General features: G+C 71.7%; 16 protein-coding genes and 1 tRNA gene. 9 read left to right on the top strand and 8 right to left on the bottom strand.

What is annotated here, in order from left to right; translation table 11 throughout:
* Positions 1 to 5: 5 nt before the first annotated feature.
* Complete coding sequence (locus tag SRB5_RS02430; protein ID WP_323376846.1) at positions 6 to 1,289, bottom strand: hypothetical protein; 1,284 nt, start codon at positions 1,287 to 1,289, stop codon at positions 6 to 8.
* A 158-nt stretch (positions 1,290 to 1,447) separates the two neighbouring features.
* Here SRB5_RS02430 and SRB5_RS02425 point away from each other — a divergent pair, with 158 nt between their 5' ends.
* Complete coding sequence (locus SRB5_RS02425; protein WP_153449669.1) at positions 1,448 to 2,434, top strand: aldo/keto reductase; 987 nt, start codon at positions 1,448 to 1,450, stop codon at positions 2,432 to 2,434.
* A 9-nt stretch (positions 2,435 to 2,443) separates the two neighbouring features.
* Here the strand turns inward: SRB5_RS02425 and SRB5_RS02420 are convergent, their stop codons facing one another.
* The 6 genes from SRB5_RS02420 to SRB5_RS02395 all read right to left on the bottom strand — a co-directional run bounded on the left by SRB5_RS02420 (position 2,444) and on the right by SRB5_RS02395 (position 7,572).
* On the bottom strand, positions 2,444 to 3,610 hold the full coding sequence (locus SRB5_RS02420) for a hypothetical protein (RefSeq protein ID WP_153449668.1): 1,167 nt from the start codon (positions 3,608 to 3,610) through the stop codon (positions 2,444 to 2,446).
* The gene (locus SRB5_RS02415) at positions 3,607 to 4,386 is read right to left on the bottom strand and encodes a PP2C family serine/threonine-protein phosphatase (RefSeq protein WP_323376843.1); all 780 of its coding nucleotides are present in this window, start codon (positions 4,384 to 4,386) and stop codon (positions 3,607 to 3,609) included. Before SRB5_RS02415 ends, SRB5_RS02420 begins: the two co-directional genes overlap by 4 nt.
* A complete protein-coding gene (locus SRB5_RS02410; RefSeq protein ID WP_153449667.1) occupies positions 4,374 to 5,135 on the bottom strand; it encodes a vWA domain-containing protein in 762 nt (253 codons plus the stop codon). The genes SRB5_RS02415 and SRB5_RS02410 overlap by 13 nt, the downstream gene beginning before the upstream one ends.
* 34 nt (positions 5,136 to 5,169) lie before the next feature.
* A complete protein-coding gene (locus SRB5_RS02405; protein WP_153449666.1) occupies positions 5,170 to 6,069 on the bottom strand; it encodes a hypothetical protein in 900 nt (299 codons plus the stop codon).
* Between the two features lie 98 nt (positions 6,070 to 6,167).
* Positions 6,168 to 6,602: a hypothetical protein gene (locus SRB5_RS02400; RefSeq protein WP_323376840.1), complete on the bottom strand. Its 435-nt coding sequence runs from the start codon at positions 6,600 to 6,602 to the stop codon at positions 6,168 to 6,170.
* Entirely contained in the window at positions 6,586 to 7,572 is a 987-nt protein-coding gene (locus SRB5_RS02395; protein WP_153449665.1) for a serine/threonine-protein kinase, read from the bottom strand. The genes SRB5_RS02400 and SRB5_RS02395 overlap by 17 nt, the downstream gene beginning before the upstream one ends.
* 99 nt (positions 7,573 to 7,671) lie before the next feature.
* On the opposite strand from SRB5_RS02395, the gene SRB5_RS02390 reads away from it, so the two are divergent.
* The gene (locus tag SRB5_RS02390) at positions 7,672 to 8,208 is read left to right on the top strand and encodes an NUDIX hydrolase family protein (protein ID WP_153449664.1); all 537 of its coding nucleotides are present in this window, start codon (positions 7,672 to 7,674) and stop codon (positions 8,206 to 8,208) included.
* A 108-nt stretch (positions 8,209 to 8,316) separates the two neighbouring features.
* On the top strand, positions 8,317 to 10,536 hold the full coding sequence (locus SRB5_RS02385; RefSeq protein WP_323376839.1) for an NADP-dependent isocitrate dehydrogenase: 2,220 nt from the start codon (positions 8,317 to 8,319) through the stop codon (positions 10,534 to 10,536).
* A gap of 48 nt (positions 10,537 to 10,584) precedes the next feature.
* Here the strand turns inward: SRB5_RS02385 and SRB5_RS02380 are convergent, their stop codons facing one another.
* Positions 10,585 to 15,249, bottom strand: coding sequence for a HAMP domain-containing protein (locus SRB5_RS02380; RefSeq protein ID WP_194292808.1), 4,665 nt, complete (start codon positions 15,247 to 15,249; stop codon positions 10,585 to 10,587).
* 195 nt (positions 15,250 to 15,444) lie between these two features.
* Here SRB5_RS02380 and SRB5_RS02375 point away from each other — a divergent pair, with 195 nt between their 5' ends.
* The 6 genes from SRB5_RS02375 to SRB5_RS02350 all read left to right on the top strand — a co-directional run bounded on the left by SRB5_RS02375 (position 15,445) and on the right by SRB5_RS02350 (position 21,170).
* Positions 15,445 to 17,961 (top strand): SpoIIE family protein phosphatase, encoded by a 2,517-nt coding sequence (locus SRB5_RS02375; RefSeq protein WP_153449663.1) that lies wholly within the window; start codon positions 15,445 to 15,447, stop codon positions 17,959 to 17,961.
* Complete coding sequence (locus tag SRB5_RS02370; RefSeq protein ID WP_153449662.1) at positions 17,958 to 18,521, top strand: GNAT family N-acetyltransferase; 564 nt, start codon at positions 17,958 to 17,960, stop codon at positions 18,519 to 18,521. The genes SRB5_RS02375 and SRB5_RS02370 overlap by 4 nt, the downstream gene beginning before the upstream one ends.
* Positions 18,522 to 18,571: 50 nt before the next feature.
* Positions 18,572 to 18,646, top strand: a tRNA-Trp gene (locus SRB5_RS02365).
* A gap of 280 nt (positions 18,647 to 18,926) precedes the next feature.
* Entirely contained in the window at positions 18,927 to 19,283 is a 357-nt protein-coding gene (locus tag SRB5_RS02360) for a hypothetical protein (RefSeq protein WP_153449661.1), read from the top strand.
* Positions 19,280 to 19,531, top strand: a complete 252-nt coding sequence (locus SRB5_RS02355) for a hypothetical protein (protein ID WP_323376838.1) — start codon at positions 19,280 to 19,282, stop codon at positions 19,529 to 19,531. The genes SRB5_RS02360 and SRB5_RS02355 overlap by 4 nt, the downstream gene beginning before the upstream one ends.
* A gap of 379 nt (positions 19,532 to 19,910) precedes the next feature.
* Positions 19,911 to 21,170 carry a hypothetical protein gene (locus SRB5_RS02350; RefSeq protein ID WP_153449660.1) on the top strand — a complete coding sequence of 420 codons (1,260 nt, stop codon included), beginning with the start codon at positions 19,911 to 19,913 and terminating at the stop codon, positions 21,168 to 21,170.
* Positions 21,171 to 21,201 lie beyond the last annotated feature (31 nt).

Raw genomic sequence — 21,201 nt, 5'->3', positions numbered from 1 at the left:
TGTCCTCAGGGTTTACGCGACATGCGGTAACGGAGTACCAGAAACGGGATACCGAACACGGAGAACGCGTGATCGGCCCGGAGCTCGCCGTCCCGCGTGTACACGTCCAGCTCCTCGCCGAACCCGTGGACGCCGACCGTGGTCAGCTCCTCGGTCTCCGCGTCGACGTACGTCAGATAGTGCCCCGGCTGCGTGCTGCCGTCCGCCGCCCGGCTGCTGAGCGCCAGCCCGCCGCCGGGCCGTCCGCTCGGCTGCAGCGTCGCCGTGAAACTGGACCCGGGCAGCGGGAAGCCGACGCTGACGTAGCCCTGGCCCTCGTGCCGGTACGTCGTGTAGATGCCGACGTAGATCGGATCATCGGTGTCGGCGTACGAACGGATCCACCCGCGCACGGACACCTCGCCGCCGCCGGCCGGGGTGATCGTGTCGATCCGGCTGCGCATCCCGCGCTGCGTCTCGCGCTGGTTCATCGGCACGTTGGCCTGCCCCAGCGGGCGCGCCACGAAGTTCCGGTACAGCAGATAGCCGGGCCGCACCCACAGCCGCCATTCGGGCGTGATGTCGAGGGTGAACCGCGAGGTGTGCTCGTAGAACTCCCGCACCAGCGGATCGACCCCCGCCGGATCGAACCGGGGCCCCGCCAGCGCGTCCAGCGACGCCACGATCCCCACGTCCGGCGCCGCGGCGGTATAACTCCCGCCCAGCGTCGCCGCCAGCTCGCGCACGTACCCCGTCCCGACGTACCGCGAGCGCGCCGCCAGCGGCACCACGAACGGCAGCCGCTCCGCCGGCGCCGCCTCCGCGACCAGGCTGACCTGCGGCTCCCGGAACACCAGCGCCGACAGCACGCGGAACGACACCACGGACGCCGCCGCCACCGCCGCGGCCGGCGCCTCCCGCCCGTACCGGCGCGCGTACGCCCCGCCCACGGCGGCGCCCACCACCGGCCCCAGCGCCACCTTCTGAGGCCGCACACCCAGCGCCCCGGCCGCCGCCCCGGCGACCGTGCCCACGGCGACCGGCCCGGCGCCGGTGAGCTTCCCGGCCGCCCAGCCCAGCGGCGCCGTCAGCGCCCCGCTCACCGCGATCCGCTGGGGCAGCGCCGGGATCTCCCCGGGCCGCTGCCGGACCCGCGCCACCACCTCTCCCGCGGCCAGCCCCAGAGCCCCCACGGCCGCCGCGCCGAGCCCCGCCCGTACCCCCCGGTGACCGCGCAGCGCGGCGCCGGCCAGCGCGCCGACGGCTCCCGCGATCCCCACCGAACCGATCAGTTGTTTGTCGTTCGCCACGCCCGCAACCTACTGCCTGTCCCGGTGCCACCCGGAAATGGGGCTTGCGTTCGAGTGCGCTCCAGCGCCCAGACTGCCGTAAGGGCCCGCAACTCCGGGCCGCACCATGGGGCTTGCCCGGGGATTTCTCCCCGCGGCCGACAGGGAGGGATGCCCGTATGAAGTACCGCACGATCGGCAGCGACCCGGCGACCCGGCTCGAGGTGAGCGTGCTGGCGCTCGGCGGGATGCTCTTCGGCACGCAGACCGACGAGGAGACGGCGTTCGCCGTGCTGGACCGGTACGCCGAGGCCGGCGGCAATTTCGTCGACACGTCCGACAACTACGCCTTCTGGCACGACGACAGCCTGGGCGGCCAGAGCGAGGCGGTGATCGGCCGCTGGCGCCGCAGCCGCGGCATCGGCGACGAGATCGTCGTCGCGACCAAGCTCGGCGCCCGCCCCCTCGCCCCCGGCACCGGCTACGTCGACAACCCGGAGGGGCTGTCCGCCAAGGTGATCCGCGAGGCGGCGGAGCGCAGCCGCGAGACGCTCGGGGTGGAGAAGATCGGCCTGCTGTACGCGCACATCGAGGACCGCACGGTGCCGTTGGGGGAGACCGTGGAGGGCTTCGCCGCCCTGGTCGAGGAGGGCACGGTCGGTCTGCTGGGCGTCAGCAACCACGCCGTGTGGCGGGTCGAGCGGGCCCGCGCGATCGCCGCGGCGGCGGGGCTGCCCGGGTACGAGGTGCTGCAGTACCAGCACAGCCTGCTGCGCCCGCGCTTCGACGTCCCGCAGCCGCTGTTCCGGGACGGCAATCTGGGCAGCGCCGGCCCCGAACACCTGACCTATCTGCGGGAGGAGCCGGGGCTCACCCTCGTGGCGTACTCGCCGCTGCTGGCCGGGGCGTACACCCGCGCGGACAAGCAGCTCTGGGAGGACTACGAGCACCCGGGCAACGAACGCCGCCTCACCGCGCTGCGCGAGGTGGCGAAGGAGTGCGGCGCCACCCCCAACCAGGTAGTGCTGGCCTGGCAGATCGGCCACGAGCTGCCGATCCTCCCGCTGGCCGGCGCCTCGTCGGTGGCCCAGCTGAACGAGAACCTCGCCGCCGTCGACCTGGAGCTCACCGCCGAGCAGCGCGCCCGGCTGGACGGGGCCCACTGACGCCCCGGGTCACGCGGCGGCGATCACCACCAGCAGCACCAGCACCGCCACGACGATCACCGCGACCAGCGCCACCGGGACCGGCTGCCCGGCCCCGGTGGCACCCGGCGCCGCGGCGGGGACGGGGGCGGCGGGCGCGGCGGCCGGCGGGTTGAACGCGTCCTGTCCCGTGGCCCGCGCCCGCGCGCACCACGGACAGGCGCCCAGATGCCCGCCGTAACTGTGCCGCGGCCGGTCCCCGCACTGCCGCACCCGCCCGCGCTCCCCGTCCAGCGCCCGCAGCCAGTCCGCCGCCGAGGGCCGCGCGGACACGTCCAGCACCCCGGGGCCGAAGGCGGTCCGGGCCAGCTCGAGCAGCGCCGGCGGCAGCACCGACGGGTCGACCACCCCGCGCGGCACCACGATGTCCTCGGGCCGTACGACGTACGAGGCGCTGGACGCGATGTTGTCCTTCACCGTCGACTGCGAGTCGCTGTCACGCGGCACCCCGCCGAACGGGTGGTTCCCCGCGGTCAGCAGCTGGTACGCCAGCACGGCCAGCGCGAAGTCGTCGCTGGCGGCCGTCGCCGGACCGCCCTCCTGGCGCTCCGGCGCGGAGTAGTCGGGCGTCTGCATCGTGCACGGAAAGTGCTCGCCGGTCGCGGCGTCGGTGAAGGCGATAGAGTCGCAGTCGAGGAACGTGACGAAGCCGTTGGCGTCGACGACCACGTTGCTGGCGGAGAAGTCCCCGACGAACAAACCCTCGTGATGCATGCGCACCGTCATGAACGCCAGGTTCCACGCGACGCCCAGCAGGAACCGCCAGTCCGTCCGCGGCGGGAACAGCCGCAGCCGCTGTGCCCGGGTGAACAGCCCCACCAGCTGTACGTGCCCGGGCTCGCCGAAGCTGCGCATGGCGTACCCCAGGAACTCGCCCCGCGGGCCGCGGGCCAGCGCCGTGGGCCAGGCCAGCTCCGGCGGCTGCGCGGCCTCCACGGGGCGCCCGCCGAGCGGCGCCATCGCCAGCATCCGCTCCAGCCGCCGCTCCTGATCGGGCCCCGGCGGATCGCGGTACAGCTTGACCACGGTGTGACCGGCCCCGAGCACCGGGAACACGGCCGCCTGACCGCCGCTTTTGAGCGGCTCCGCCGCCAGCCGGGTCTCCTCCTGCCCGAGCAGGACGATCCGTCCGGTCATGTGCGCACCGCCCGCAGCAGCGTCTTGTCGTCGGCATTCAGCGCCGTCAGCCGGTCCGAGGTCAGCAGGTCCGTCAGCGCCTCGGTGTCCCGGACCGGGTCGGGGCCGGGCTCGTCGAGGGAGCGGAGCACGGCGGAGACGAACGACGTGTTCGGTCCCGGCGGACGGGTGGACAGCGCGGCCTGCGCCAGCCCGTCGGTGGAGAGCAGCACCCCGGAAATCCCCCGGTCCTGCACACAGTCGGTGTGCACCCACTCCTCCGCGCCCGGGGAGGTCACGAACACCGTCTCGTTGCCGTACTCGCCCGGCGCCGCGGGCCGGGGCAGCGCATGGAACTGCGGCTCGCCCTCCTCCGACGTACCGGCCCGCAGCACCACGAAGCCGTCACCGACCGACAGATGCCCCAGCCACTCAGGCGTGAGCACCACGACCGTCAGCGTCGTCGCGAAGTCCCCGGGCGTGTCCCCGACCTGCTTCAGGAACGCCGCGCGCAGCTCCCGGAACGTGATCTGCAGCTCCATCCGCACCGTCCGCGCCGCCGCCGGTGCCCCGGCGTTCGCCCACGTCCACCGGCTGAAGTGCTCCGTCGCCAGCTCGACGGCCAGCCGCGCGCCCTCGTCGGACCGCGGCCGGCTGCCGGCGCCGTCGGCCACGGCCAGCACCTGCGCGCTGCCCGACTGCCGGTGCGCCCACGCGTCCTGGCAGGGGACGCCGTCGCGGCGGTGCCGGTAGCCCGGCACGCTCAGTCCGTGCACCCGCCACATCAGCTCTCCCACGCCGGGCGCTGCGTACGGAACTGACTGAAGATCTTCTCGAACACCTCGTCGCCCGCGCCCTTCTGCTCGGCGGACGCGCTGGCGGACATCATCTGCAGCAGCTCCTTGAACGGGAAGCCCTGCAGCCGGGCGTTGAACTTCGGCGCCAGCTCCCGCAGCACGGCCTCGCCCTGGTCGGTGATGCCGCCCACCCCGATCGCGTACAGCCGGAAGCGGCGCGCCAGCTGCTCGTCGCCCAGGACGGGCACCACCCGGCGCCAGGACTCGGTGTAGTGCCCGGTGCCGTCCGTGGGCAGGCCGTCGGTGACCAGGCAGATCTGCGGCCGGTAGTACTGGAGTCCGGCGGCGCGCAGCTCCGTCTTGCGGGCGGCGACGATCTGCATGGCCAGCTCCAGGGCCTCCGTCAGGAGCGTCACCCCGGAGGCCGTGAAGCGCGGTGCGCGGAAGGCGTGGGCGGGGACGAACGGGCTGACGCGGGTGTCCGGTTGCAGCGGGTTGGGGCCCTGCCAGGCGCGGACGCCGTGGCCGCCGAAGGTGATGACGGCGACCTCGACGCTGTAGCTGAGGCCGACGTCGTGCTGCAGCTCGTGCGTCCAGGAGTCCAGGGCCTCGTTGAGGGTGTCGATCGGGCGGCCGTTCATGGAGCTCGAGGTGTCCAGGCACAGGACGAGGGGCAGCCGCTGGGCGTTGTTCTCGAACTCGATGTCGGAGTACTGGACCGGAAGCGTCCGGGGGTGCTGTTCGTGCATGAGGGCTCCTCGCGGTGGATCGGACGCGATCTGGTCAGGAGGTGGGCGGGACGGCGGTCAGCCGCTCTCTGCCCGGGTGGCCCACGACGTCCACGGGCTCGCCGGGCTCCGGCGCGAGGCTGCCGGGATCCGCCCAGACGGCGCGGAAGAGGCCGTGCTCGATCTCGACGTAGCCCTGCGGGCGCAGCGCGGTACGGACGGTGGCGGTACGGCGCGGTCCGCTCGGCACCTGCGGGGCGGGCCGGGCGGTTCGGGCGGCGCCGCCCGCGCGGCGCCGCGGCGGGTGCGGGGGCTGTGCGGGCGTGGTCGGCGCGCCGGGCGCCGGTCCGGCGGCGGGGACGGGGTGGCGGGGGCGGGTCAGGGCGATCAGCAGCAGGCCGCCCAGCACGAGGACGGCCAGCACACCGCCGAGGATCGGGCCGAGCGGGGATCCGCCCCCGCCGGGCGCGGCGCGGAACGCGGCCGCCTCCGTCGCCCGCCGGGCGGCGATCAGCTTCGCCCCGGTGACACCGTCGTCGGCGAGCTGGTCGCACAGGGCGGCCGCCTTCGCGGTGTCGCAGGCCTCGGCCTGATCGAGCCGTTGGCGCAGGGCGTCGGTCAGCGGCGTGACCGTGGAGTCGCGGGCGATGAGCCGTTCGTCGGCCAGCGCCAGCAGCGTCGTCCCGCCGGCGCCGGTGGCGGTCCCCTCCGGGACGACCACGGTGAGGCGGCCGTCGTGCAGCCGGCTGAGCTGCAGCCGGGTGACGCCGTCGCCGAACGCGCCGAGGGCGTCGTCGAGCGTGACGACGACGAGCTGTCCGGCGGCGGCGCGGTCCGCCCAGCAGGCGACCGTCGCGTCCCGGCAGCCGGCGTCGGCGGACGCGGGAGCGGGCAGCGCGAAGAGAAGTGATATTCCGAGCGGAAAGGCCGCGGAAAAGATCCGTCGACGACCCATGGAACCCCCCTGCGGGCCGAGAGCACGACGATTGTATGAGGGGAAAGGCTTTTCCGGACGGGAATTGACGCCATCGCGGGAATTCCCTTGCGGAACTCCTACAACTGGAACACCTGATAGCACCTGAGAAACATCTGTCGCGCCTGTGCCAGCCATTCATCGGCCACCTGCGCGAATTCCTCCTCCGTCAGCCGGCAGCTGAGCGGCAGCGAACACACGCCCGCCAGACACGGCCCCGGTCCCCGGACGTCCCAGACGGCCAGCATCGGCAGGAGCTGCTCGGTGTTCCAGGCGTTCGCGGCAGCGGCGGCGGTGGCCAGCTGACCGTGGTCCAGCACCTGCCCGTCGGTCATGAAGGCGACCAGCAGACCGCGGGCGGTCGTCAGCCGTACGGTGAGCTGCCGGCGGGACTCCGCGAGCTCCCACGTCAGACACAGCGCCGTCCCGTCGTCGTGCGCCCGGCGGCCGTTTCCCGCACCCCAGGCGACGGCGAGCCGGCGCCAGTGGGTGCCCAGGTCACCGGCTTCGGCCACGGTCCACCGCCTGTCGTACGAGGGTGCCGGTCAGCCCGGCGTCCAGCAGGGTCCGCGCGTGCAGCAGCAGCGCCGGCGCCATCGACACCCCGGCCGCTCCCGCCGAGCGCCGGCGCGCCAGGTCCTCGCCGCGCTCACGGATCCGGTCGGTGACCGGGGCCGGCCACGACGGCAGGGTGCCGGGCGGGGCCAGGGCACCCAGCAGGGCGGCCGTCCCGGGACGGCGCCGGGGGTCCTTGTCCAGGCACCGGGCGACCGTCTCCCGTACGCCCGGGGGCACGGCGGACAGGTCGGGGGCCTCGTGCGCCACGCGGTACATCACCCCGCTGCCGTCGCCGAACGGCGCCCGGCCCGTCGCCGCGTACGCCAGCACGCCGCCGAGCGCGAAGATGTCGCAGGGCGGCCCCACCCCGGCGCCCGTCAGCTGCTCGGGGGCCATGTACGCCGGCGTGCCCAGCACCGACCCCGCCCGCGTCAGCCGTCCGGTGCCGTCCAGCAGCGACACCCCGAAGTCGATCACCCGGGGCCGGTCCGCCGCGAGCAGCACGTTGGACGGCTTGAGGTCCCGGTGCACCACCCCGGCCGCGTGGATCGCCCGCAGCGCCTCCACCAGCCCCGCCCCCAGCCGCCGCAGCTCCGGCTCCGGCAGCGGCCCCGACGCCGCGACCGCCTCCGCCAGCGACGGCGCCGCCACGTACTCCGTCGCCAGCCACGGGGGAGAGGCCAGCGGATCGGCGTCCACCACGGCCGCCGTGTACTCCCCGGCCACCGCCCGCGCCGCGGCGACCTCCCGCGCGAACCGCCGCCGGAACCCGTCGTCCGCCGCCAGCTCCGCGCGTACGACCTTCACCGCCACGGCCTCGCCCGCCGGCGACCGTGCCAGATACACCCACCCCATCCCGCCGGACCCGAGCCGGCCGACGACGGCGTACGGCCCGATCCGCTGCGGGTCGCTCACCGGCGTCCGCATACCGCGAGTGTGCCCGCAACGGACACTCCACGTCAGCCCGTTGGAGTCCCTTCGGGGGGTCTGCCGGTATCCGGCCGCACCCCGTCGTACGATGCGCGAATGGCTGATCTGACGGAAACCTCGCCCGGCTGGCTCGCCCCCGACGACCTCGAGTCCGCGCGGGCCCGGATGCCCATCCTCTACGTCGACGCCGTCCCGGTCCGCGTCGACGACGCGGGCGAGGTCACCCATGTGGGGCTGCTGCTGCGCATCGGTGCCGACGGATCGATCAGCAGGGCCCTGGTCTCCGGCCGGGTGCTCCACCACGAACGGGTCCGCGACGCGCTGCTGCGGCATCTGGAGAAGGACCTCGGCCCCGTCGCGCTGCCCCGGGTGCCCACCTCGCTGCAGCCGTTCACCATCGCCGAGTACTTCCCCACCCAGGGCGTCAGCCCGTACTACGACCCCCGCCAGCACGCCGTCTCGCTCGCCTACGTGGTGCCCGTGACGGGCGACTGCGCGCCCCGCCAGGACGCGATCGACCTGGAGTGGTTCACCCCGCAGGAGGCCGCCTCCGAGCTGGTCCAGCAGGAGATGCCCGGCGGCCAGGGCCATCTGCTGAAGCAGGCCCTCGCCCATGTGGGGTACGTGGCATAGCTCATCCCCCGGCGCCCCTCGCATGGCGGGGGGCGTCGAGTCCTGCCCGGGGACGAGATATCTTGATGTCAAGCAAATGACGCAGACGATGTGAGCGGAGCGCACCCGGTGACTGACTCGACCATCATCTATACCCACACCGACGAGGCCCCGGCCCTGGCGACGTACTCCTTCCTGCCGGTGGTCCAGGCGTACGCCTCGACGGCCGGGGTGGCGGTGGAGACCCGTGACATCTCCCTCGCGGGCCGGATCCTCGCGGTCTTCCCCGAGTACCTCGAGGAGGGCCAGCGCGTGAGCGACGCCCTCGCCGAGCTCGGTGACCTGGCGAAGAAGCCCGAGGCGAACATCATCAAGCTGCCGAACGTCTCGGCCTCCATCCCCCAGCTCAAGGCCGCCGTCGCCGAGCTGCAGGCCCAGGGCTACGCCCTGCCGGCCTACCCGGACGACCCGAAGACCGACGAGGAGCGCGAGGTCCGCGCCCGCTACGACAAGATCAAGGGCTCCGCCGTGAACCCGGTTCTGCGTGAGGGCAACTCCGACCGCCGCGCCCCCGCCTCGGTGAAGAACTACGCCAAGGCCCACCCGCACCGCATGGGCGTCTGGACGGCCGACTCCAAGACCAACGTCGCCACCATGGGCGCCGACGACTTCGCCACCACGGAGAAGTCCGTCACCCTCGCCGAGGCCGGCTCCCTGCGCATCGAGCTCGTCGGCGACGACGGCACCACCACCGTGCTGCGCGAGTCCGTACCCGTGCTGAAGGACGAGGTCGTCGACGCCGCCGTGCTGCGCGCGAGCGCGCTGAACACCTTCCTCGCCGCGCAGATCGCCCGCGCCAAGGCCGAGGGCGTGCTGTTCTCCGTGCACCTGAAGGCCACGATGATGAAGGTCTCCGACCCGGTCATCTTCGGCCACGTGGTCCGCGCCTTCTTCCCGAAGACCTTCGAGCGCTACGGCGCCGTCCTGGCCGCCGCGGGCCTCTCCGCGAACGACGGTCTGGGCACCATCCTCAAGGGCCTCGAGGCCCTCCCCGAGGGCGCCGGGATCAAGGCCTCCTTCGACGCCGAGATCGCCGACGGCCCCGCGCTGGCCATGGTCGACTCCGACAAGGGCATCACCAACCTGCACGTCCCCAGCGACGTCATCGTCGACGCCTCCATGCCCGCGATGATCCGCACCTCCGGCCACATGTGGGGCCCGGACGGCAAGGAGGCCGACACCCTCGCCGTCCTGCCGGACTCCAGCTACGCCGGTGTCTACCAGGTCGTGATCGACGACTGCCGCGCCAACGGCGCCTTCGACCCGTCGACCATGGGCTCCGTGCCGAACGTCGGTCTGATGGCGCAGAAGGCCGAGGAGTACGGCAGCCACGACAAGACGTTCGAGATCGCCGCCCCGGGCACCGTCCGCCTCGTGCACACCAACGGCGACGTGGTGCTGGAGCAGAAGGTCGCCCCCGGCGACATCTTCCGCGCCTGCCAGGCCAAGGACGCCCCGATCCGCGACTGGGTGAAGCTGGCCGTGACCCGCGCCCGCGCCACCGGCGACCCGGCGGTGTTCTGGCTGGACGAGGCCCGCGGCCACGACCGTGAGCTGATCAAGAAGGTCGAGCAGTACCTGCCCGAGCACGACACCGAGGGCCTGGACATCCGCATCCTGTCCCCGGTCGAGGCCACCAAGTTCTCCCTCGAGCGCATCCGCCGCGGCGAGAACACCATCTCGGTCACCGGCAACGTGCTGCGTGACTACCTGACCGACCTGTTCCCGATCCTGGAGCTGGGCACCAGCGCCAAGATGCTGTCGGTCGTCCCGCTGATGGCCGGCGGCGGTCTGTTCGAGACGGGCGCGGGCGGCTCCGCCCCCAAGCACGTCCAGCAGCTGGTCAAGGAGAACTATCTGCGCTGGGACAGCCTCGGCGAGTTCTTCGCCCTGGCCGCCAGCTTCGAGCACCTGGCCACCACCACGGACAACGCCCGCGCCCAGATCCTCGCGGACACCCTGGACCGGGCCACGGCCACGTTCCTCGAGCAGGACAAGTCCCCGACCCGTCGCGTCGGCGGCATCGACAACCGCGGCAGCCACTTCTACCTCGCCCTGTACTGGGCGCAGGAGCTGGCCGGGCAGACCGACGACGCCGCGCTCGCCGAGGCCTTCGCCCCGCTGGCGAAGACCCTCGCCGAGCAGGAGCAGACGATCGTCGACCAGCTGATCGCCGTCCAGGGCTCGCCGGCCGACATCGGCGGCTACTACCAGCCCGACCCGGCGAAGGCGGCGGCCGTGATGCGTCCGTCGGCGGTCTTCAACGAGGCCCTCGCGACGCTGGCCTGACGCCCGTACCGACAGCCCCCCGCCCGGATGCCGGGCGGGGGGCTGTCGTCATCCTGCCGGGGCGTCCTGGCGGCCGCCGGGCAGCTGTCCGGGCATCAGCGGGCCGTCCTCGCCCTGGTCCGGGTCCAGCAGCGTGCACACCACCGTCAGCAGCCGGTCCAGGTCGACGGGCTTGGGCACGTAGTCGTTCGCGCCGCTCGCGATGGACTTCTCCCGGTCGCCGGGCATGGCCTTCGCCGTCAGCGCGACGATCGGCAGATTCGCCCGGCGCGGCGTGGAGCGGATCGCCTCGATCGTCTCGTAGCCGTCCATCTCCGGCATCATGATGTCCATCAGGATCAGCTGGATGTCGTCGTTCGCCTCCAGCGTCTCGATGCCCTCGCGGCCGTTCTCCGCGTACAGCACGGGCATCCCGACCCGCCCCAGCACATGGGTGAGCGCGATGACGTTGCGGATGTCGTCGTCGACGATCAGCACCCGCCGGCCCGGCAGCACCTGGCCGGGGCGGCCCGACTTCCACTCCTCCAGCTTGGTCGTCGACGGCCAGTCGCTGTCGAACTCCGCCCGCGGCGCGGGCTCCGCGGCGGCCTCGAGCTGCGGCGACACCGCCGGGGCGGTCTCGGCGCCCAGATGACCGGGGCTGACCGCCGGGACGAACAGGGTGAACGTGCTGCCGCGGCCCGGCTCGCTCTGCGCGACGATCTTGCCGCCGAGCAGTCCCGCGATCTCCCGGCTGATCGACAGACCCAGGCCCGTACCGCCGTACTTGCGGCTCGTCGTGCCGTCCGCCTGCTGGAACGCCTCAAAGATCACCGACAGTTTCTCCGGCGCGATCCCGATGCCGGTGTCCGTGACGGAGAACGCCACCAGATCGCCGTCGCCCTCCTTGTCCTCCGGCGCCTCGGCCGGCGCGACGTTCAGCGTCACGCCGCCGGAGGCGGTGAACTTCACCGCGTTGGACAGCAGGTTGCGCAGGATCTGCTGGAGGCGCTGCTCGTCGGAGAACATCTCCCGCGGCACGCCCTCGCTCACGTTCACCGTGAACGACAGGCCCCGGTCCAGGGTGATCGGGCGGAAGGTCGCGTCGACGTAGTCCAGCAGCTTCGTCAGCGGCAGCTTCTTGGGCCGTACGTCCATCCGGCCGGCCTCGATCTTCGACAGGTCGAGGATGTCGTTGATCAGCGTGAGCAGATCGGTCCCGGAGCGGTTGATGGTCTCGGCGAACTGGACCTCCTGGGCGCTGAGGTTGCCGTCCGGGTTGTCGGCGAGCAGCCGGGCCATGATGAGCAGGGAGTTCAGCGGGGTGCGCAGCTCGTGCGACATGTTCGCCAGGAACTCCGACTTGTACTGCGAGGACGTCGCCAGCAGCGCCGCCTTCTCCTCGAGCTCCGCGTTCGAGCGCTGCAGCTTCGCCTGCTGGCGCTGCAGTTCGTCCGACCGCTCCTGCAGCTGGACCGCCAGGCGCTGCGACTCGCCCAGCAGGGACTCCGTGCGGGAGTTGGCGATGATGGTGTTGATCGCGACGCCGATGGTGTTCACGAACTGGTCGAAGAACGCCAGGTGGACGTCCGAGAAGCGGGAGAACGACGCCAGCTCGATGATGCCCAGCAGCTTGTCCTCGAAGAGGATCGGGATGATCACGACGCTGGCCGGGGCGGCCTCACCGAGCCCGGAGTTGATCTTGATGTAGTCGGGCGGCGCCTCCTCCATCAGGATCCGCTTCTTCTCCAGCGCCGCCTGCCGTACGAGACCGTGCCCGGGCATGCCGCCGGTGTCCACGGTGGAGCTCTGCGCGGAGCCGTAACCGGCGATGAACGCCAGGCCCTTGGTCGCGGCCGGGGGATCGGAGAGGCTCCCGTCGCCGTCCGGGTCGGCCAGGAAGAACGCGCCGTACTGGGCGTTCACCAGCGGCGTGAGCTCTCGCAGGATGAGGTCCGCGACCTCCATCAGGTCGCGGTGGCCCTGCATCAGGCCGGCCAGGCGGGCCAGGTTCGTCTCCAGCCAGTCCTTGGCGCGGGTGGTCTCGCGGAGGTTGGCCACCATCAGGTTGATGTTGTCCTTCAGGTCGGCGACCTCGCCCCGGGTCTCCACCGTGATGGAGCGGGTCAGGTCACCGGCGGCCACCGCGGAGGCGACCTCGGCGATGGCGCGTACCTGGGTGGTGAGGTTGGACGCCAGCTCGTTCACGTTCGTGGTGAGGCGCTTCCAGGTGCCGAACACGCCCTCCACCCGGGCCTGTCCGCCCAGCTGGCCCTCGGAGCCGACCTCGCGGGCGACACGGGTGACCTCGGAGGAGAAGGAGGACAGGGTGTCGACCATCGTGTTGATGGTCGTCTTGAGCTCGAGGATCTCGCCGCGGGCGTCGACGTCGATCTTCTTCGACAGGTCGCCCTGGGCCACGGCCGTCGCGACCTGGGCGATGTTGCGGACCTGGGAGGTCAGGTTGTCGGCCATGTAGTTCACATTGTCGGTGAGGTCCTTCCAGACCCCGGACACCCCGCGCACCTGAGCCCGGCCGCCCAGCTGGCCCTCCGTACCCACCTCGCGGGCCACGCGGGTCACCTCGTCGGCGAACGCGCGCAGCTGCTGGACCATCGTGTTGATGGTGTCCTTCAGCTCGAGGATCTCGCCGCGGGCATCGACGTCGATCTTCTTCGACAGGTCGCCCTTGGCGACGGCGGTGGTGACCTGGGCGATGCTGCGGACCTGGGAGGTCAGGTTCGACGCCATGAAGTTGACGTTGTCGGTGAGGTCTTTCCAGACGCCGGAGACGCCGCGTACCTGGGCCTGTCCGCCGAGGTTTCCCTCGGTGCCGACCTCGCGGGCGACGCGGGTGACCTCGTCGGCGAACGCGGAGAGCTGGTCCACCATCGTGTTGATGGTGTCCTTCAGCTCCTGGATCTCGCCCTTCGCCGCCACCGTGATCTTCTTGCCCAGATCGCCCTGTGCCACCGCCGTGGACACCAGGGCGATGTTGCGGACCTGGGAGGTCAGGTTGTCGGCCATGAAGTTGACGTTGTCGGTGAGGTCCTTCCACACCCCGGACACCCCGCGCACCTCGGCCCGGCCGCCCAGCTGGCCTTCCGTGCCGACTTCGCGGGCGACGCGGGTGACTTCGTCGGCGAAGGCGGAGAGTTGGTCGACCATGGTGTTGATGGTGGATTTGAGTTCGAGGATTTCGCCGCGGGCGTCGACTTCGATTTTCTTGGAGAGGTCGCCGTTGGCGACGGCGGTGGTGACCTGGGCGATGCTGCGGACTTGGCTGGTGAGGTTGGAGGCCATGAAGTTGACGTTGTCGGTGAGGTCTTTCCAGACGCCGGAGACGCCGCGTACCTGGGCCTGTCCGCCGAGGTTTCCTTCCGTGCCGACTTCGCGGGCGACGCGGGTGACTTCGTCGGCGAAGGCGGAGAGTTGGTCGACCATGGTGTTGATGGTGGATTTGAGTTCGAGGATTTCGCCGCGGGCGTCGACTTCGATTTTCTTGGAGAGGTCGCCGTTGGCGACGGCCGTGGTCACCAGCGCGATGTTCCGCACCTGGCTGGTGAGGTTGGAGGCCATGAAGTTGACGTTGTCGGTGAGGTCTTTCCAGACCCCCGACACGCCGCGTACCTGGGCCTGTCCGCCGAGGTTTCCCTCCGTACCCACCTCGCGGGCGACGCGGGTGACCTCGTCGGCGAACGCGGACAGCTGATCCACCATCGTGTTGATCGTCGACTTCAGCTGCAGGATCTCGCCCTGCGCGTCCACCGTGATCTTCTGACTCAGATCGCCGTTGGCGACGGCCGTCGTGACCTGGGCGATGTTACGGACTTGGCTGGTGAGGTTGGAGGCCATGAAGTTGACGTTGTCGGTGAGGTCCTTCCATACCCCGGACACCCCCCGCACCTGCGCCCGGCCGCCCAGCTGACCGCCCGTACCCACCTCACGCGCCACCCGGGTGACCTCGTCGGCGAACGCGGAGAGCTGCGCCACCATCGTGTTCACCGTGAGCTTCAGCTCCAGCAGCTCACCCGTGGCCTCGACCGTCACCGTCCGGGTCAGGTCACCGCTCGCCACCGCCGTCGTCACCACCGCGATGTCCCGGACCTGCGCGGTGAGCCGGGCGGCCATCATGTTCACCGCCTCGGTGACCTGACGCCAGCTGCCCGACAAGCCCTGCACCTTCGCCCGGCCGCCGAGGCGGCCCTCCGTACCCACCTCGCGGGCCACCCGGGTGACCTCGCCGGTGAACAGGGACAGCTGGTCGACCATCTTGTTCACCGCCGTCCCCAGCCGGCGCAGGTCCCCGTGCAGCTGACGGGTGCCGTCGTGCAGGTCGACGCGCTGCGTCAGATCGCCGCCCGCCACCGCGTCCAGCACCCGGGTCGCGTTCGCCGCCGGCCCGACCAGGGCGTCCAGCAGCGTATTGGTGTGCGAGACCTCCGTCGCCCACGATCCCTGACCGGGACTTGCCGCGACCCGTTCGTCCAGCCGTCCCTGACGCAGTACGCTGCCCCGCACCCGGGCCAGTTCGTCGCCGAAATGGGCCTTGCGGTCGGCGATCTGGTTGAACACCGAGGCGAGCTCCCCGACGGTGCCGCCGCGGTCCTCGGGCAGCCTGATCCGGAAGTTCCCGTCACGCATCGCCCGCATGGCGGCGAGCAGGGCACGCAGCTCGCCGTCGCCGGTCGCGGGGTTCGGGATGACGGTGGTGGTGTCGCGTTCATCCTGCATTCGGACCCACTTTCGTCACATGTCGTGCATGGGCGGGGACAGTGTCTCAGTGCGACGGCCCGGCGGGAGGCCGAAGCCGGGAACTGACCCGGGCCCGGCGGCCGGGGTGCGGCCGGCGCCGCCCACTCGGCGCAATCCGGCTACCGGCCCCGGGAGCCAGGGGCCAGACTTCAGGCAAGGAGGCAGGCAGCCACGATGTCGCGACCCACCGCGCCGAAGGGCGCCCGCACCGTGGCGGGCCAGGTCTTCCTGCTGCAGATCGCGATCATCGTGCCGCTCGTCGCCGCCGCCGCGGCCGCCCTGCTGCTGCAGGCCCGCACCGCCAGCGAACGCGAGGCGCGCAACCGTTCCGTGGCCGTCGCCGAGACCTTCGCCCAGGCACCCGGGGTGGAGAGGGCGCTGCACGGCCCCGACCCCACCGCCGTCCTCCAGCCGCGGGCGGAGGCCGTCCGCATCGCCGCGGAGGTCGACTTCGTCGTCGTACTGAACCGAGCGGGCATCCGCTACACCCACCCCAAGCCCGACCGCATCGGCAAGAAGTTCGTCGGCGAGCTCGGCCCCGTCCGCCGGGGCGAGACCGTCACCGAGCAGATCGTCGGCACCATCGGCCCGCTCGTCCAGGCGACCGTCCCCGTCAAGGACTCCGACGGCGATGTCGTGGGCATGGTCTCCGCCGGCGTCACCCTGGAACACGTTGCCGCGCCCGTACGCAACGAACTGCCCCTCCTGCTCGGCGCGGCCGGTGTCGCCCTGCTGCTGGCCACCGCGGGCGCCGCGGCCGTCGGCCGCAGACTGCGCCGCATGACCCACGGCCTCGGCCCCACCGAGATGGCACGTATGTACGAACATCATGACGCCGTCCTGCACGCCGTCCGCGAGGGCGTCGTCATCGCCTCCGGCAGCGGCCGCGTCCTCCTCGCCAACGACGAGGCCCGCCGGCTCCTCGACCTGCCCCCCGACGCCGAGGGCACCCCCGTCAGCGACCTCCCCGTCGCCTCCCCGCTGTCCACCCTGCTGACGTCCGGCTCCGCCGCCACCGACGAGGTGTACGAGGTCGGCGGCCGGCTGGTGGCCGTCAGCCAGCGCCCCACCGACCGCGAGGGCGGCCCGCCCGGCACGGTCACCACCCTGCGCGACACCACCGAGCTGAAGGCCGAGACCGGCCGCGCCGAGGTCGCCCGGGGCCGGCTGCGCCTGCTGCACGACGCCGGGTCGGAGGTCGGCACCTCCCTCGACGTGGCACGCACCTGCCGGGAGCTGGCGGACTTCGCGGCGGCCCGGTTCGCCGACCACGCCACCGTCGACCTGCGCCCGGCCGTCCTGCGCGGCGAGGAGCCCACGGCGGCGGACGGGGACGTACCGATGGAGCGGGTCGCGGAGAGCGGGCGTGCGGAGGGGGGCGGGGCGCAGATCACCGTGCCCCTGCAGGCGCGCGGCGTGATCCTCGGCGAGGCGGTGTTCCGCCGCTCCGGGCACCCCGCGTCGTTCGAGGAGGAGGACCTGTCGATCGCGGAGGAGCTCGTCACCCGTGCGGCGGTCAGCATCGACAACGCCCGCCGCTACACCCGCGAGCACGCCATGGCGGTCACCCTCCAGGAGAGCCTGCTCCCGCACAGCCTTCCCGAGCAGGACGCCGTGGAGGTCGCCTGGCGCTATCTGCCCGCGATGGCCGGACGGGGCGGGGGAGGGGTGGGCGGCGACTGGTTCGACATCATCCCGCTGCCGGGCGCCCGGGTCGCCCTCGTCGTCGGCGACGTCGTCGGCCACGGACTGCACGCGGCGGCGACCATGGGCCGGCTGCGTACGGCCGTGCACAACTTCGCCAGCCTCGACCTGCCCCCGGACGAGCTGATGTGGTACCTGGACGAGCTGGTCGCCCGGATCGACCAGGACGAGCCCGCCGACAGCCCCGACGCCGGCGTCATCGGCGCCACCTGCGTGTACGCCGTCTACGACCCGATGTCCGGGGTGTGCTCCCTGGCCCGCGCCGGACATCTGCACCCGGTGGTGGTCCGCCCCGACGGCGTCGCCGAGTTCGTCGAGGTGCCCGGCGGGCCGCCGCTGGGGCTGGGCGGCATGCCGTTCGAAACGCTGGACGTGGTGCTGGAGGAGGGGAGCCGGCTGGTGCTCTACACCGACGGACTCGTCGAGGACCGCCAGCGCGACATCGACGTCGGCCTGTCGCTGCTGCTGGCGACGCTCTCCGGCGATCCGTGCCGTACGTCCGAGGAACTCTGCGACGACGTACTGGCCGACATGCTGCCCGAGCACCCGGCGGACGACGTGGCGATCCTGGTGAGCCGCATGCGACGGCTGGCGCCGGACCAGGTCGCCGAGTGGGACGTACCGCCCGAACCGTCCGCCGTGGCCCGGGTACGGGCGGCGGTCGCCGCCAGGCTCACGGAATGGGGGCTGGCGGACGAGGCCTTCAGCACGGAGCTGATCCTCAGCGAACTCGTCACCAACGCCATGCTCTACACCAGCGGCCAGATCAAGGTCCGCATCATCCGCGCCCGCGCCCTGATCTGCGAGGTCTCCGACGACAGCCTCACCTCACCCCATCTGCGCCAGGCAGCGAGCACGGACGAGGGCGGCCGCGGCCTCTTCCTGGTGGCCCAGGTGGCCGACCGCTGGGGCACCCGCTACACCCCGACGGGCAAGGTCATCTGGGCCGAACAGCCGCTGCCGCAGCCGACTAGGCTGCCGGAATGACCTTGCCCTCGACCCAGCTGCCCACCGGCGTCCTGATGCGCCTAGCCACCCCCGACGACGCCGCCCCCCTGGCCGACGCCCTGCGCGAGAACCGCTCCCACCTCGCCCCCTGGGAACCGGCCTGGCCGGAGACCCACTTCACGGAAGAGGGCCAGGCCACGCGCCTGGGCGGCCTCCTCATGGACCACAACACGGGCCGCGCGGCCCCCTGGCTCCTGACGGACGGCGCCCGAATCGTCGGCGGCATCACGCTGACGGGCATCGCCCGGGGCCCGTTCTGCAGCTCGTACCTCGGCTACTGGGTGGCGGCGAGCCACGAGGGCAAGGGCCTCGTCTCGACGGGCGTCGCCCACGCGGCGAAGGTCGCCCGCGACCACCTGGGCCTGCACCGCATCGAGGCCACAACCCTCCTCACGAACACCCGCTCCCAGGCAGTCCTGACCCGCTGCGGCTTCGACCGCATCGGCACGGCGCCGAACTACCTCCACATCAACGGCGCGTGGCGAGACCACGCGATATTCCAGCAGATCCTGCACGACGAGACCCCTCCGGGCCTCTAGATATTGGCTGGCCCCTCCCCTCACCCCCATGCCACCCTGAGGACCACCGAAGGGGCGTAGCTCAGCCCGGCCAGAGCAGCGGACTCCAAACCCGCACGCCGCAGGTTCGAATCCTGCCGCCCCTGCCCTTCACTGACCGGCAGAGCCTTGGGACCAGGCCGTTCCAAGGCTCTGCGCTTCATCCCATGGCTCTGCCGGTCAGTCAAAGACCGCTGGCTCGCCCGAGATGTACGAGGGGCGCGGTTGCCCCGGCTGTCGGGGTTGTCCGGCGCCCAGGAAGCACAGGCCGAGCAGAGGCTTCAGGCCGACGCAGACGAGGCCAATGTCCCTCTCGGCTCCTCCGGTGTCGCTATCCGTTGTGTCACCCCGGCTGGCTATGGTGGCCGGGTACCCAGGGAGGACGCCGTGAGCACACGGCCAGACCACGGCGCTGAGCTGCTGGCCCGTCCCGAATACACTCCCGCCGCCATCTGCCTGGCGCTCGTCCGCATCGCCCCGCACCGTCTGGACGAACTGGAGAAGCACAAGGAAGAAGTGCTCGCCGCCGCCATCCGGACCGGCAAGATCGGACACCTCCAGCACTGGCTGGCGCACTGGGCCGCGCAGGTGGAGATCGAGCGCCGACCTGATCTCTCCGCCCGCCGCAGCCACGCCCTGGCCACGATCCACGGAACGGCCGACAGGAACGACCCGGCGTTCCGCTCCGCCATGGACGAACTGCAGGCCGTCGAGCACACGGCGGCGCGGGCGGTGTCCGCGTGAAGTGGAGCTGGGAATACGACCCCAGTGAGCAGTACGCCATCGGCGGAACCCCGCCGGCCTTCGTCGCCGAGGTCGAGAAGAAGGCCGACGAACTGGTCCGCGCCGCCGAAGCGTTCCACCTCGACGGCACCCAGTACGAGGGCCCGAGCCCGAAGGGCGACGTCGCACATGTCGACAGCGGATTCTTCGTCTACCTCGTGGTTCCGCGCCATGAGCGCGTGTACATCCGCCAGGTGACCTGGCTCTGAGATCAGAGCTGTCAGCTTCCTCGTCCCGCAGCACCTCCGCCCGGGTCTGGCAGCCGTCACGGTCGGCATCGATCGAGTGCCTCCGCAAGGATCGGCCGTACCCGGTACGGGACTCATCCGTGACGGGGAGGCTGGTGATCAGGCTTGGAGGGGGTTGTCACAGGCACCGCGTCCGGCACGGCCGTGTCCGCCGGCGAGGCCCGTCAGTATCGGACCCGAGGAACACGGCAGCGAAGAGGGCGGCGGCCCCGGCCCGAAAGTTCGTCACGCATCACGTGTAGCAGGGCGTCGAACGCCTGTGCCAAGCGGGACGCTCGGGGGGAGGCGGGTGACCGGCCCCCGGCGTCGACCTGGGCGGGGTACCTGCCACGATCTCCCCGTGGACTCGATGAGCAGATTGCTGACGGAGACCGACTGGTCGGAGCTCGATCACGCCTATGGGCCAGCCTCAGATGCTCCCTTCCACCTTCTGGCCCTGCTTGGCGCTGACATCACGAACCGCAGTGCCGCGGTCGCTTATCTCGACAGCGCGGTCCTGCACCAAGGCAGCATCTACTCGGCCACCGGTCCGATCGCTCGTGTTGTCGCTTCGGTGCTGCGGGACCCCCGAACCGCGGAGCTGGTGGAGAACGTCCTGCCTCGGGACGTCGAACCTCGACCGCTGCGCCTGGATCTGGTCGACTTCCTCGCCCGCGTCGCCGAGTCGTGTGCGTTCGATGTCGTGGACGAGCCCATGCTGCTTGCCGAGGCACATCCCGCCCGCTACGACGAGGCCGAACTGGAGGGGATGCGAGCCGAGGTAAAGGCCTGGCGTCGTGACATGACCGGTGACGACACCACCCAGAGTTCGGACAGATTGCCGGCTGCAGTTCTGGACGACGAGTTCGCACGGGCAATGAGCGCACGAGACATGCTGGCCTGTAGAGCCTTCGCACCCGAACTTCTCAACGGGCTCACAGCGGTCTTCGACGACCCCGACGGCCGCGTCAAGACCAAAGCATTGGAAGCCGCAGTCCACCTGTCCGGCCACCAGAACCTGGTCATGAACCGACCCGAGATCGAGCACCGCCTTACGGAAGCCGCTGTGAGCTGTTCGGAACCCGGAGTACGGGCGGCCGCGGCGCGGCTTCTCGGCATCCTCGGAGCACATCCGGAGGCGCTACTGCACGACGCACATCCCGGAGTCCGAGCCTGTGCCGCACTCGCACCCTCGCTGGCCGGTGACCCGTTCGCGAACCGGGCAATCCTCGACGCTCTTCTCACTCCACATGAGGCGGACCACTGGTTCGAGGGACATCTCCCCGGGCAGGACGGATGGCTGCGATTTGATCTGATCCGGGCCGCCGCCCTGGGTGTTGACGACTTCGAGGACTTGCTGCCTGCCGCCCTCGCCGTACTCGCCCTGGCCAGCGTCCACACGCTCGACGAGGACCTGTGCCCGTTCGTGACCGCAGCGTTCCCGCGCCTCCATCGCGCGGGCGACGTGCTCCCGCCTGCTCAGCGTGCATACCTGTCTGCTCTACTCGATCGCGAGGAATTGTGGCGCGCCGCCAGTGTCCAGCCCTGGTTTCGAAGGACCGGACTGCCTCAGGACCTTGGCGCGTGCCGCACCCTCGTTGAGATTTCCGAGGGAGCCTGAGGCCGGGCCCAACTGGCGTCGCCGACGGGCG

The organism is Streptomyces smaragdinus (assembly GCF_009604385.1).
Classification (GTDB): Bacteria; Actinomycetota; Actinomycetes; order Streptomycetales; family Streptomycetaceae; genus Streptomyces; species Streptomyces smaragdinus.
The sequence above is the reverse complement of the archived record's forward strand: the minus strand, read 5'-3'. Positions and strand labels throughout refer to the sequence as shown.

What these genes read in the sequence shown, in the direction of transcription:
- SRB5_RS02375 (WP_153449663.1), top strand. Translation starts at nt 15,445, where the DNA reads ATGTCGCGACCCACCGCGCCGAAGGGCGCCCGCACCGTGGCGGGCCAG.
- SRB5_RS02380 (WP_194292808.1), bottom strand. Translation starts at nt 15,249, where the DNA reads ATGCAGGATGAACGCGACACCACCACCGTCATCCCGAACCCCGCGACC.
- SRB5_RS02370 (WP_153449662.1), top strand. Translation starts at nt 17,958, where the DNA reads ATGACCTTGCCCTCGACCCAGCTGCCCACCGGCGTCCTGATGCGCCTA.
- SRB5_RS02420 (WP_153449668.1), bottom strand. Translation starts at nt 3,610, where the DNA reads ATGACCGGACGGATCGTCCTGCTCGGGCAGGAGGAGACCCGGCTGGCG.
- SRB5_RS02390 (WP_153449664.1), top strand. Translation starts at nt 7,672, where the DNA reads ATGGCTGATCTGACGGAAACCTCGCCCGGCTGGCTCGCCCCCGACGAC.
- SRB5_RS02395 (WP_153449665.1), bottom strand. Translation starts at nt 7,572, where the DNA reads ATGCGGACGCCGGTGAGCGACCCGCAGCGGATCGGGCCGTACGCCGTC.
- SRB5_RS02410 (WP_153449667.1), bottom strand. Translation starts at nt 5,135, where the DNA reads ATGCACGAACAGCACCCCCGGACGCTTCCGGTCCAGTACTCCGACATC.
- SRB5_RS02405 (WP_153449666.1), bottom strand. Translation starts at nt 6,069, where the DNA reads ATGGGTCGTCGACGGATCTTTTCCGCGGCCTTTCCGCTCGGAATATCA.
- SRB5_RS02425 (WP_153449669.1), top strand. Translation starts at nt 1,448, where the DNA reads ATGAAGTACCGCACGATCGGCAGCGACCCGGCGACCCGGCTCGAGGTG.